Origin of the sequence: Bradyrhizobium sp. 1(2017) (assembly GCF_011602485.2) — a bacterium.
Taxonomy (GTDB): Bacteria; Pseudomonadota; Alphaproteobacteria; order Rhizobiales; family Xanthobacteraceae; genus Bradyrhizobium.
The window spans coordinates 2,883,157-2,895,850 of record NZ_CP050022.2; the positions used below are offsets into that span (position 1 = coordinate 2,883,157).

General features: G+C 63.8%; 11 protein-coding genes. 6 read left to right on the forward strand and 5 right to left on the reverse strand.

Annotation, left to right across the window (positions count from 1 at the left end; genetic code table 11):
• Window positions 1–446: 446 nt before the first annotated feature.
• Window positions 447–881 carry a YybH family protein gene (locus HAP40_RS13580; RefSeq protein ID WP_166817318.1) on the forward strand — a complete coding sequence of 145 codons (435 nt, stop codon included), beginning with the start codon at window positions 447–449 and terminating at the stop codon, window positions 879–881.
• Between the two features lie 115 nt (window positions 882–996).
• Here HAP40_RS13580 and HAP40_RS13585 read toward each other — a convergent pair whose 3' ends face one another.
• Both HAP40_RS13585 and HAP40_RS13590 read right to left on the reverse strand, forming a co-directional pair.
• Complete coding sequence (locus HAP40_RS13585) at window positions 997–1,440, reverse strand: SRPBCC family protein (RefSeq protein WP_166817317.1); 444 nt, start codon at window positions 1,438–1,440, stop codon at window positions 997–999.
• 180 nt (window positions 1,441–1,620) lie between these two features.
• On the reverse strand, window positions 1,621–2,232 hold the full coding sequence (locus HAP40_RS13590) for an isochorismatase family protein (RefSeq protein ID WP_166817316.1): 612 nt from the start codon (window positions 2,230–2,232) through the stop codon (window positions 1,621–1,623).
• A 154-nt stretch (window positions 2,233–2,386) separates the two neighbouring features.
• Between HAP40_RS13590 and HAP40_RS13595 the strand changes: the two genes are divergently transcribed.
• The 5 genes from HAP40_RS13595 to bioB all read left to right on the forward strand — a co-directional run bounded on the left by HAP40_RS13595 (window position 2,387) and on the right by bioB (window position 8,305).
• The gene (locus HAP40_RS13595) at window positions 2,387–3,298 is read left to right on the forward strand and encodes a LysR substrate-binding domain-containing protein (protein ID WP_166817315.1); all 912 of its coding nucleotides are present in this window, start codon (window positions 2,387–2,389) and stop codon (window positions 3,296–3,298) included.
• Between the two features lie 101 nt (window positions 3,299–3,399).
• Window positions 3,400–4,278, forward strand: a complete 879-nt coding sequence (locus HAP40_RS13600) for a pirin family protein (RefSeq protein WP_166817314.1) — start codon at window positions 3,400–3,402, stop codon at window positions 4,276–4,278.
• An 88-nt stretch (window positions 4,279–4,366) separates the two neighbouring features.
• Entirely contained in the window at window positions 4,367–5,308 is a 942-nt protein-coding gene (locus tag HAP40_RS13605; RefSeq protein WP_166817313.1) for an alpha/beta hydrolase, read from the forward strand.
• 27 nt (window positions 5,309–5,335) lie between these two features.
• Complete coding sequence (locus tag HAP40_RS13610; RefSeq protein WP_166817312.1) at window positions 5,336–6,847, forward strand: GMC family oxidoreductase; 1,512 nt, start codon at window positions 5,336–5,338, stop codon at window positions 6,845–6,847.
• A 453-nt stretch (window positions 6,848–7,300) separates the two neighbouring features.
• Entirely contained in the window at window positions 7,301–8,305 is a 1,005-nt protein-coding gene (gene bioB / locus HAP40_RS13615) for a biotin synthase BioB (protein WP_246741112.1), read from the forward strand.
• Between the two features lie 333 nt (window positions 8,306–8,638).
• Here the strand turns inward: bioB and frc are convergent, their stop codons facing one another.
• The 3 genes from frc to HAP40_RS13630 all read right to left on the reverse strand — a co-directional run bounded on the left by frc (window position 8,639) and on the right by HAP40_RS13630 (window position 12,550).
• Window positions 8,639–9,916, reverse strand: a complete 1,278-nt coding sequence (gene frc, locus HAP40_RS13620; protein WP_166817311.1) for a formyl-CoA transferase — start codon at window positions 9,914–9,916, stop codon at window positions 8,639–8,641.
• Between the two features lie 144 nt (window positions 9,917–10,060).
• Complete coding sequence (gene oxc, locus HAP40_RS13625) at window positions 10,061–11,794, reverse strand: oxalyl-CoA decarboxylase (RefSeq protein WP_166817310.1); 1,734 nt, start codon at window positions 11,792–11,794, stop codon at window positions 10,061–10,063.
• A 60-nt stretch (window positions 11,795–11,854) separates the two neighbouring features.
• Window positions 11,855–12,550, reverse strand: coding sequence for a GntR family transcriptional regulator (locus HAP40_RS13630; RefSeq protein WP_166819518.1), 696 nt, complete (start codon window positions 12,548–12,550; stop codon window positions 11,855–11,857).
• Window positions 12,551–12,694: the final 144 nt, after the last annotated feature.

Sequence of the window (12,694 nt, forward strand, 5' to 3'; positions counted from 1 at the left end):
CGGAGAATGCGGAACTCTTTGAGAGGACAGCTCACATCGAGTCTTCGGTGCCGTAGGGTGGGCAAAGGTGCGGAGCGCCGTGCCCACCATCTTTCCGAGATTGCGAGAGCGGTGCGGCGCTGCAATGTCTGTTTCCGAGAGGCAGGCGGAACTAGGTTGATTGGGGCCATAGGGCAACGAGCAACCCAACACGGACCTTTGAATCCCAGGAATTCCGGTACCGCGTATGATCTCGACAAACGAGGTAAGTCGATGGGCCGCCCGACAGCGTGGATGATATTCCTGGGATTCCTCGCTTTGGTTGGAGTGGGCGCCGCTCTGGGAGTCGAAACCCGCGCGGTGCGGCGCTGGCTGTTCGATGAGTGATAATAGCCAAGGGGTGCTCATCCGATCTTGCCGAGCAGAGAGCACCATCGATCGATAACAGCTAAGATAACGGGGGGATCATGGCCTTCAGAATAGCGGCTTTCATCGTGTGCTTGGCGCTTGCCATTCCGCGTAACTCGATTGCGGGAGAGACGCTTGATGATGCTGCCATGGACGAGATGCACAGGCACTTTTCAGAGGCGTACAATCGCGGTGATCTGGATGCCATCGCCGCGACATTTGCAGAGAACGCTGTGCGCGTGACGCCCAGCGGCATTTTTCAGGGGCGGGACGCCATTCGCCGGAGCTTCGGCGATGCTCTCAAGCTCGGATTGCATGACTATGCGGTTCGAAGAACCATTTCGCGTCCCGAAGGTGCCTTCGTGCTCAACGCGGGAACGTGGCAGGCCAAGTTGGGAGATCGGCCGTTTCACGGTTATTACTCGTCCATCCTTACGAACGAAGGTGGGCAGCCTAAGATAATCGAAGAAACGGTTGCAGTTGCCGTCCCCTGATCCCGCAGAATATGAAAATTCGGCAGGGGACTTGAGCCGGTCGGCCTGAAATCGAAGAGGCCGCCGAAGCAGGCGGCCCTTTGATTTGAGATGCAGCCTGCCGTGGCTGCGCGCGCTATTGATTGATCTCCGGCTCGACGAGCTTCGCCAGATTGCGCAGCGAGTCCTGCCAGCCGAGATAGCAGGCCTCCGGCGGGATGACGTCGGGGATACCCGCCTGCGTGATGTCCAGCTCGGTGCCGACCGAGACCTTCTTCAGGATCACGGTGACCTGGATCTCGCCGGGCAGGTTGGGATCGTCGAACTTGTCGGTGTAGCGGAGCCGTTCGTTCGGGACGAGCTCGACATATTCGCCACCGAACGAATGGCTGTTGCCCGTGGTGAAATTCCGGAACGACATCTTGAACGTGCCCCCGACCTTGGGCTCGAAATGATGCACCGTGCAGGTGAAGCCGTTGGGCGGCAGCCATTTCGCCATCGCATCGGCCTCCAGGAAGGCGCGATAGACCTTCTCCGGGCTGGTGGCGAGAACGCGGTGCAGGCGGACGGTGCTGGGCATGATTGTTATCCTCAGTGATTGATGGGCCCGAGTTTGGCGTCTATGGCCCATTCATGTCACGAGGACGACGGAGAAGCCGCCGATCCGACACGAGGTCGCAAATTTTCTTCTCGGCTCTGAGAAGCGCGTAGCGCGCCGCGAATGTCGGCTCGACCCGTTGTCGAGCCGACGGCGCCATGCTCACTTCCGCATGGCTGCGGCGATCTGGCCGACGAGAGTGGCCCAGGGCATGTCGAGCGCTGCGTAAACGGCGGCTGCTTCCGGGGCCGCGTTGTCCTTGAGGATTTCGACCATCAGCGTCGCGTAGTCGGAAACGATGACGCCGGCCTGCTGCATGCGCGCCAGGCCCGACTGGTGCTTGGTCTCGCTGAAGGTGCCGGAGGCATCGACTGCGACATAAGCGTCGAGGCCGCGCGTCACGGCGGTCATGGCAGGGAAGGCCGCGCAGACCTCGAGAGAGATGCCCGCAAATATCAGCTTCTTGCGGCCCGTCGCCTCGATTGCCCTGGCGACGCGCGCGTCGTCATAGGCATTCACCGTCGACCGATCGATGATCTCGATTCCGGGCAGGGCTTCGACGAGCTCTGGAAATGTCGGACCCCACATGCTGTCACGCGCCGTCGTCGTCACGACGATCGGAAGCTTGAGCGCTTTCGCCGCCTTCGCCAGCGCCACCACGTTGTGCTTGAGCTCGCCGGTCGAGTAGTCGCGCACGCCGCTCATGAGGCCGATCTGGTGATCGACGAGAATGACGGCGGCGTTGTCGCGGGTGAGGGGTTCGTATCTGGTCATCTCGGGCTCCTGGTCCGTTTCGCCGATCCGGCTGGCTCCGGATGCGGGCCACGACCATTCGCCGTGACGGGGCGACAACTACCCACTGGACCATCGGCCTAGAAGTCGCCAAAATCCGAACCAAGCGTCCAATTGATTGGACGATGGGGTACGCATGCTGGATCTCAACGATTTCTATTTGTTCGTGCAGGTGGTCGATCGGGGCGGCTTCACGGCCGCGAGCCGAACGTTGCGGACGCCGAAGTCGACTCTCAGCCATCGCATGCAGCAGCTGGAAGCCAGTCTCGGCGTGCGACTGCTCAACCGCACCTCGCGCAAGTTCGGTATGACGGATGCGGGCGAGGAGTTTTACCGGCACGCGGTCGGAATGCTGCGCGAAGCGGAAACCGCCGAGGCTGCGATCAGGGGGCGGCTTGCGGAGCCGAGCGGCACGATCCGCTGCACCGGCGGCGTGGCCACGATGCAGTTCGCGATGTCGGATATCATCGCGGACTTCCTGGTCCAGTATCCGAAGGTCAACGTCGTCGTGCACGCCGTCGATCGCACCGTCGACATTGTCGGCGAAAACTTCGACGTCGCGGTCCGCGCGCACACCGATCCCTTGCCGGATTCCAATCTGGTGCAGCGGACGCTGGCGCCGGCGCCGTGGTTTCTGTTCGCCGGCGCGGACTATCTGAAGGAGCATGGCGAGCCGGAGAAGCCGCAGGACCTCGCCGGTCATCCCTCACTGTTCATGATGCGGATGGGCGTCGATCCGGTCTGGCGGCTGCGCCATGCGCGCCAGGCCAAGAACGTGGCCGTCGTGCCGCTGATGCCGCGGCTGCTCAGCGACGACATGGTCGGGCTCCAGCGAGCCGCCATCAGGGGGCTCGGGATCGTGGCGTTGCCGGGCTACATCTGCAGACCGGCCGTCAAATCCGGCGCGCTGCGGCGCGTGCTGCCGAACTGGATCGCCGGCGACTCCACGATCACCGCGCTCATTCCCTATCGGCAGGGGCTCCTGCCGTCGGTCCGGGCCTTCCTCGATCATCTGGCAGCGGAATTCCCGAAGACGGTGCTGATGTAGATCGTCCAAGCTGTTGGACGCTATGTTCTGGATTTGGCGTCTTTTCGGCTGACGCGCCGCGGTCCAGGGTGTCGCCAGAAGATGCGATCTGGAGCCGAACGATGACCGACATGATCACTGCAGAGAAGCCACGCACGCAGGCGTTACGGCTGGGCCAGATCGTCGCCGCGAGCCCGCACGGGATCGGCGACGGGTTCACGGCGCACCATTTCTCCGAGGAGATGTTCGGCGGCCGGATGGATCCGCTGTTGATGGTGGACGATTTCGTGATGACCGCCCCGACCTTCGACCCGCATCTGCATGCGGGCATTTCGGCGGTGACCGCGATGTTCGAGGACTCCGCGGGCGAATTCATCAACCGCGATACGCTCGGCCATAACGTCGCGCTGAAGGCTGGCGATCTCTACTGGCTGGTGGCGGCGAGCGGTGCCGCTCACGAGGAGCGGCCGGCGGATGGCGCCAGGACCCACGCACTTCAGATCTTCGTCAATCTGCCGCGCCATTTGAAGGGCGAGCCGGCGCGCTCGCTGCACGTTCTCGCCGAAGACGTGCCGGTGCTGGCTGGTCCCGGACATCGCGTGCGTGTGCTGCTCGGGCGGACGGGCACGGCCGTTGGCGCCGAGGATACGCCCGAGGAGATGACGATGCTGGACGGCTTTCTCGACAAGGGCGGCCGCTTTGCTCACCGACTGCCGGCGGGACGCCAGGCCTGGATCTACGTGGTCTCGGGCAGCCTGACGGTTCGCCATGAAGAAGAGCAACGCACGCTCGGCGCGACACATGCGACGACGGTCGAGACGGGGCCGGAGACCGATATTGTCATGGAAGCCGCAGCCCCAGCGCACTTCATGTTGATGGCGGCGAAGCCGATCCGCGAAGCCTTCGTCAAGCACGGGCCGCTCGTGATGTCGACCGAAGCCGACATCCGCCGGACGCTGGCGTGCTACGCCGAAGGCAAGTTCGGCCGCATCACGACATAGCGATAACTGACAGATCGAAACAAGGCCACGCGCGACGATGCCCCGTCGCGCGATCGGCGAAGCCATGTCCAAAGGAAGGAGACCAACGATGTCGATGATGGAAGCTGATTTCGAGACCGAGGGCGAGTTCATCCGGATCTCAGCGGAAGAGTTGGAACGCGAGAGCGCGCTGCGCGACCGATTTTCTGCATTCTGGAGCGCTGCAAGCGGCGATCAGCGCGCCGCCTACGATGCATTCATCTCCGGCGCCCCGCTGGCGAGCGACGCCGCAGTCGATGACGTCAACGACGCGGCCCTAGACGCCTGTTTCGTCCGCCCGCAGCAAGCAAGGCCGGGGCAGGCGATTCTGTTCCTGCACGGCGGCGGCTACGTGCTGGGATCGGCGCGCGCCTATCGCGGTTTTGTCAGCCAGATCGTCAGCCGTACGCAGATTCCCGCGCTGGTCATCGACTATCCGCTGGCGCCGGAAGCCACGCTGCCGGCGGCCCCCGATGCGGCACGCTTCGCCTGGGAATGGCTTGTCGCGCACGGGTTCGAAAGGATCGCAATCGTCGGCGATTCCGCCGGTGGCGGTCTGACGCTGGTGACCTTGCAGGGATTGGCCAGCAAGCCTCACGGGCCGGCACCGATCGCTGGCGTGGTGTTCTCGCCGTGGACCGACCTGTCGCTGTCGGGCGCATCGATGCTGGATCCCGATGTCGTCGATCCCCTGATCGGCTCCGACTACCTCAGGGACTGCGCCGGCAAATATGTCGGCAGGTTTGGGGTGACCGATCCGCTGGCCTCGCCGCTGTTTGGAGACATGAAGGGCCTGCCGCCGCTGCTGGTCCAGGTCGGCACTGACGAGCGCCTGCTCGATGACTCCCGCCGATTTGCCGGGCGCGCCGCGCAGGCGGGGGTGCCTGTCGAATTACAGATCTTCGAGGGCATGCATCACGTCTTCCAGCTCGACGTCGCTCATCTCGAAACCAGCAGGACCGCGCTCGACCGCGCCGCCGATTTCCTGCGCAACGCCTTCGAACGCCGCTGAGACGGCACAGCTTCAGGGACCGAGATCATGACCAACGACATTCAATCGTTCGACACCATCATCGTCGGCGGCGGATCGGCGGGCGCCGTGCTCGCGAACCGCCTGAGTGAGGATCGCGCCCGGCGCGTGCTGTTGCTGGAAGGCGGCAGGGCTTACGCTCCCGCGAATTATCCCGACATCATCGCCAATGCGAACCGCGTGGGCGGCGACAGAGATCACGACTGGGGTTACCACACCCAGGATCATCTCGGTCTCGGCCACGACGTGACGGCGCTCCGCGGCAAAGTGCTCGGCGGAAGCTCTGGCATCAATGCGGCGGTGGCGATGCGTGCGCGCCCGTCCGACTTCGTGCGTTGGGCAATGCACGGCGTCGAGGGATGGTCCTTCGAAGACGTGCTGCCCATCTTCAAGGCGATGGAGAACACGCCTGATGGCGACGACGCCTGGCACGGGCGCTCGGGGCCGTTTCCGATCCGCCAGCGCACGATGGAGGAGAACACGCCCTCGATGCGCGCGTTCGTGCACGCCGCGGAAGCCTGCGGTCTGGCGCGGGTGACGGATTTCAATGGTGCCGAGCAACATGGCGTCTCGCCGTATACGCTGAACGTCGTCGATGGCCGCCGTATCAACACCGGCATGGCCTACCTGACCGAGGACGTGCGCTGTCGGCCGAATTTGACGATCATGGGCGAGTGCGAGGTGGACCGCGTCCTGTTCGATGGCCGCCGGGCGGCCGGCGTGCGTCTTGCCAACGGCCGAACGATCGCGGCGGGACAGGTGGTCCTGTCGGCCGGAGCCTATGGCAGTCCGGCCATCCTGATGCGGTCCGGCATCGGTCCGTGCTCGCATCTGGGAGAGCTCGACATTCCCGTCGTCGTGGATGCGCCGGTCGGCGAGCGGTTGAAGGAGCATCCGTTCTACTACAATGTCTACGCGCTCAAGCCGGAAGCCAGGTCCATGACACCCGTCGCAGGCGCGATCATCTGGACCCGCTCGAGCGAAGCTGCCGCCGATGAACTCGACCTGCACATCTCCGGCACGCACATTTTCGATGCCGCACAGAGTCCGACCGGCGGCGCCATTGTTCTGGCCTGTTCGGTGACGCTGCCGAAGTCGAAAGGCACTGTTCGCCTTGCGAGCCGCGACCCGCGCGCGATGCCGCTCATCCGTTTCAACTTCTTTCAGGACCCAAGCGACCTCAGGCGGATGATGGAGGCGGTGAAACTGTCGCGCCGGATCGGGCGGACTGCCCCGTTCAGCGATGTGATCGCAACCGAGATGACGCCGGGCAGGAACGTCGTGGACGACAGGGCGCTCGAGGATGCCATCGTCGCGTCGGTCGACGGCTATTCCCACCCGACCTCGTCGGTACCGATGGGCGGTGCAAACGATCCGGGTGCCGTTGTCGATGAGAAGGGGACTGTCCGCGGCGTCGATGCCCTCCACGTCGTCGATGCCTCGATCATGCCCGATATCGTCTCGGCACCGACGAATGTGACGACGATCATGATGGCGGAGGCCATCAGCAGGAAGCTCTGACCGACGAAACCAGGGCGATCCATGCCGCGTTGATCGACGCGGCTGGATCGCTCCGCCGCTCGGGCTGGGCGTTTCGTGTCCGCGCTGATTCTGGGCGTGAAAATCTGGAAGACGTCAACGCCAACACTGACGGCAAGACGTCCATGCTTGCGCGAACTGAAGCCATAATTCCGCTGTCCTTTCACGTGCCAACTCCAGCGCGAAACCGGGGGACTTCCATTGCGCAGCACTCTTTGGGCCTTCGCCGCCTTCGCCTGCTGTCTCGGCTCGACCGCCAAGGCTGCGGGCATTCAGCTTCTCGAATCGAGCGGCCAAAAGTCTGCAAACGCCGATGCCGCCGTCAGTCTCTTCGCCGCTTCAAATCGAATCGCCACACTCCAGTCCGATTCCGCTGACAGTTCCACTGCTGCGGCGAGGTTCACAATGGTCCCGCCGCATTGTGGAGATGTAGGAATGCTCGGTGCGAACGAAGGGGAAACCAAGCCAATCCCCGCACAGGAAAAATCCCGCGGGACTCAAGTCGGAAGCCAACAATGGACCAGTCAGGACGCCTGGGCGGTCTACCAGCTTCCCTTCAACGACCTGCTGTTCCGTTCACAATCCGTGCATCGCGAGCATTTTGACCCCAATCGCGTGCAGTTGAGCCGGCTGCTGAACATCAAGACTGGCGGTTGCCCGGAGGACTGCGGCTATTGCAGCCAGTCGTCGCATCATTCAACCTCTGTTGCGGCCTCCAAGCTGATGGAGGTCGAGACGATTGTTGCCGAGGCGCGCAAGGCCAAGGCGAGCGGCGCGACGCGCTACTGCATGGGGGCGGCTTGGCGTAACCCGAAGCCGCGCGACATGGATGCCATCGTCGAGGTTGTCGGTGCGGTGAAGCAGCTTGGGCTCGAGACCTGCATGACGCTCGGCATGCTCGACCGCGGGCAGGCCGACCGGCTGAGCGCGGCCGGGCTCGATTACTACAATCACAATATCGATACTTCGGAGCGCTACTATCCGAGCGTCATCTCAACCCGCACGTTTGCCGATCGTCTCGATACGCTTTCGCATGTCCGCGAAGCCGGCATGAAAGTGTGCTGCGGCGGCATCCTCGGCATGGGCGAGAGCGAACAGGACCGCGTCGACATGCTGGTCACGCTGGCCAATCTCCCGGAAGCGCCGGAAAGCGTGCCGATCAACATGCTGATCCCGATCCCGGGAACGCCGATGGCGAAAGCGCCGCCGGTCGGCCCGATCGAGTTCGTGCGCATCGTCGCGCTGGCGCGCATCATGATGCCGGCCTCCTTCGTACGGCTCTCGGCAGGGCGCTCGGCCATGACCGACGAGATGCAGGCTCTGTGCTTCTTTGCCGGCGCAAACTCGATCTTCGTCGGCGACACGCTGCTGACGGCGGGCAATCCGCAGGACGAGGCCGACCGCAAGCTGTTCCGCCGGCTCGGGCTGGAAGCTCTTTGAGGCATGGGCCTCTTGGAAAGGCGCTGAGCGCCTTTCCCGATTGGGCGTGGCCGTCGTTCGTTCGTCGACGCCAGACAAAGGAACGACCGCCGCACCCGGCGGCGTTTCGAAGTGCGATTTGCTTTTTTCGGATGATGCCACACTACCCCTGTTTTGCCCGACGCGTCAAGGGGGATTTCGCTTAATCGGAAATACGTTCGCAGCCAAAGGGTTGGCTACTGTGCATGGGGTTGTTTTTCCATTGTTTGTTGGAGTCTGCGATCGCACTGCCTTCCCAAGCAAAAAGGGCCGCCCCTTCGGGCGGCCCTTTCGTGTCGTTCAAGGCGGGGTCGCTTACTCCGCGGCCTGCTTCTGCGGCGGATCGAGCGCGCCGGACTTGTGGATCTCGGCGACCTGGTGGTCCGAGAAGCCGAGCACCGAGCGCAGGATCTCGTCGGTGTGCTCGCCGAGCAGCGGGGAGCGCTCGACGTCGCTCGGAGAGTCCGACAGCTTGATCGGGTTGCCGACGGAGATGTACTTGCCGCGGGTGGGGTGATCGACCTCGACCACGGTGCCGGTGGCGCGCAGCGACTGGTCCTCGGCGATCTCCTTCATCGACAGGATCGGGCCGCAGGGGATGTCGTCCTTGTTGAGGATCTCCATCGCCTCGAACTTGGTCTTGGTCATCGTCCACTGTTCGATGCGGGCGAAGATCTCGTTGAGGCGCGGCAGGCGCACGGCCGGCTTGGCGTAGTTCGGATCGGTCTTCCAGGTCGGCTCGCCGATCACGTCGCAGATCTTCTCCCAGACCGGGGCCTGGGTGATGAAGTAGATGTAGGCGTTGGGATCGGTCTCCCAGCCCTTGCACTTCAGGATGCGGCCGGGCTGGCCGCCGCCCGAGTCGTTGCCGGCGCGCGGCACGGCATCGCCGAACGGAATGCCTTCGCCGAACTGGCTGTATTCCTTGAGCGGGCCGTGGGCGAGGCGCTGCTGGTCGCGCAGCTTGACGCGGGCGAGGTTGAGCACGCCGTCCTGCATCGCGGCGGTGACGCGCTGGCCCTTGCCCGAATGCGTGCGCTGGTAGAGCGCGGTGACGATGCCGAGCGCGAGGTGCAGGCCGGTGCCGGAATCGCCGATCTGCGCGCCGGTGACGAGCGGCAGGCCGTCGCGGAAGCCGGTGGTGGAGGCGGCGCCGCCGGTGCACTGCGCGACGTTCTCATAGACCTTGCAGTCTTCGTAGGGGCCGGGGCCAAAGCCCTTGATCGAGGCGACGATCATCTTCGGGTTGATCGCCTGTATCTTCTCCCAGGGGAAGCCCATGCGGTCGAGCACGCCGGGGCCGAAGTTTTCCACCAGCACGTCGCACTTCTTGATCAGCTCGGTGAGCACTTCCTTGCCCTTGGGGTTCTTGGTGTCGAGCGTGATCGAGCGCTTGTTGTGGTTGAGCATGGTGAAATACAGGCTGTCCACGTTCGGGATGTCCTGCAGCTGGCCGCGGGTGATGTCACCCACGCCCGGACGTTCCACCTTGATCACGTCGGCGCCGAACCAGGCCAAAAGCTGCGTGCAGGTCGGTCCGGACTGGACGTGGGTGAAGTCGAGAATGCGAACGCCCGTGAGCGCTTTGGTCATCGTGTTGCTCCGTACTCTGTCTGCCCCTGCGCCCGGCAGGGAGTAAAGGGTTGAGGGGGAGGCTGAAGCGCGCTTGGCGCTTCAGCTCTTTTGTTTGGGCATGATCTGTCCGGAAAACCGCTGCGTGCCTTTCCGGGTCATGCCTTACTTCTTCTTCTGCAAAACGCTCTGCGGATTGAGGTTGCCGATGCGGCCGCTCTCCGAGCCCGCGGCCGGATCGATCACCGCGTTGATCAGCGTCGGCTTGCCGGACTTCATGGCGTCGTTGACGGCGCGCTTCAGCTCGTCCGGCGAAGTCGCGTTCACGCCGACGCCGCCGAAGGCTTCCATCATCTTGTCGTAGCGCGCGCCCTTGACGAATACCGTCGTCGCCGGATCGGCGTTGGCGCCGTTGACGTCGGTGCCGCGATAGATGCCGTCATTGTTGAAGATGACGACGCAGATCGGCAGGTTGTAGCGGCAGATGGTCTCGACCTCCATGCCGGAGAAGCCGAAGGCGCTGTCGCCTTCCACCGCGAGCACGGGATGGCCGGTCTCGAGCGCGGCGGCGATCGCCTGGCCCATGCCGATGCCCATCACGCCCCAGGTGCCGACGTCGAGACGCTTGCGGGGCTTGTACATGTCGATGACGCCGCGGGCGAGGTCGAGCGTGTTGGCGCCCTCGTTGACGAGGATCGCCTCGGGGTACTCCTTGATGACGTTCTTCAGCACGCCGAGCGCGCCGTGGTAGTCCATCGGCGACTTGTTGTTCATGAGCTTCGGCGCCATCTTGGCGACGTTCTCTTCGCGCTTGGACGAGATCGCCTTGGTCCATTCGGCCGGCGGGGCGGTCCAGCCCGTTCCCATCGCCTGGTTGAAGGCGGAGACCACCGAGCCGATGTCGCCGACGACGGGCGCGACGATCTCGACGTTGGAGTCCATCTCCTTCGGCTCGATGTCGACCTGGATGAACTTCTTGGGCGCTTCGCCCCAGCTCTTGCCCTTGCCGTGCGAGAGCAGCCAGTTCAGCCGCGCGCCGATCAGCATGACGACGTCGGATTCCTTCAGCACGGTCGAGCGGGCGGCGCCGGCGCATTGCGGATGGGTGTCGGCCAGCAGGCCCTTGGCCATGCTCATCGGGAGGAACGGCACGCCGCTCTTCTCGACGAAGCTCTTGATCTCCTCATCGGCCTGCGCGTAGGCCGCGCCCTTGCCGAGGATGATGAGCGGACGCTTGGCGCTCTTGAGCACGTCGAGCGCGCGCTTGATCGAAGCCGGCGAGGGGAGCTGCGCGGGCGCCGCATCGATCACCTTGACCAGCGACTTCTGGCCGGCATCGGCGTTCATCACCTGGCCGAACAGCTTTGCCGGCAGGTCGAGATAGACGCCGCCCGGACGGCCCGAGACCGCAGCGCGGATGGCGCGGGCGAAGCCGATACCGATATCCTGGGCGTGCAGCACGCGATAGGCCGCCTTGCACAGCGGCTTGGCGATCGCGAGCTGGTCCATCTCCTCGTAGTCGCCCTGCTGGAGGTCGACGATCTCGCGCTCGGACGAGCCCGAGACCAGGATCATCGGGTAGCAGTTGGTGGTGGCGTGCGCGAGCGCGGTGAGGCCGTTGAGGAAGCCGGGCGCCGAGACGGTGAGGCAGACGCCGGGCTTCTTGGTGAGATAGCCGGCGATGCCTGCGGCGTAACCGGCGTTCTGCTCGTGACGGAAGGAGATCACGCGAATACCGGCGGCCTGCGCCATGCGGCCCAAATCCGTGATCGGGATGCCCGGCACATTATAGATGGTGTTGATGCCGTTCAGCTTGAGCGCGTCGATGACGAGATGAAAGCCATCCGTCAGTTCCTGCTCGGTGCCCGGTGCTTCGGACTTGGTCGCGGTATTCAGCATGGGCCTTGTCTCCCTGGTCTCAAGATGCGGGGCGAATTGTTCGCCCTTCTGGTGAAGTTGCTAGGTAAAGAGTTCCTGACCATGCGCTTCGACGTAAGCGGCAAGGCCAAGGGTATGGTCGCGGGCGCGCTTCTCGGCGAGCTCGGTGTCGCGCGCTTCCAGTGCTTCGATCATGCCGAGATGCTCGGGCAGGGAGGTCGCAGTGCGGTCCTTGCGCCCGATGGTCAGCTGGCGGTAGCCGCGAACGTGCAGCAGGAGGTCGTTGGTGAGATCGACCAGCACGGGGGATTCCGACAGCGAGATCAGCGCCTGGTGGAAGGCGATGTTGGCGCGCGAATATTCCTCGACGTGATCCTCGGGCAGGCGGTCCTTGCCGAAGTCCTTGAAGTAGTCGCGCAGCGCGGTGATGTCCTTCTTGCGCGCGGTGGTGGTGATGAGGCGCGCGGCCATGCTCTCCAGCGCCGCCCAGGCGCGGATCATGTCGACGATCTCGCTCTTGGTCCTGCGCACCACCATGATGCCGCGGCGCGGCACCGTCTTCACGAAACCGTCCTGCTCGAGCATCGCGATCGCTTCGCGGATCGGCGTGCGGCTGACGCCGAGACGTTCGGACAACGCGCGCTCGTCGAGCATCACCGGCTCGGGCGTCGAGTAGATGTCCATCTTGAGGATGGCTTCCTTCAAGGCGTCATACGCCTTGTTCTTGAAGCTGCTCTCCGGGGCAATACGAACGATTGCGATGTCTGCCTCGGCCATGTTCGGCAACGCCTTGGTTGGTTTCCGTAGTGACACGACGAATCTCCTCCAGTGGGAGTCGTCTTTTACAGGAATATTAACGGGAAAGTTTTTGGCATACCACATGCCAGAATGTCAAGCTGGCTATTTTTTGCGGCGTTCTAA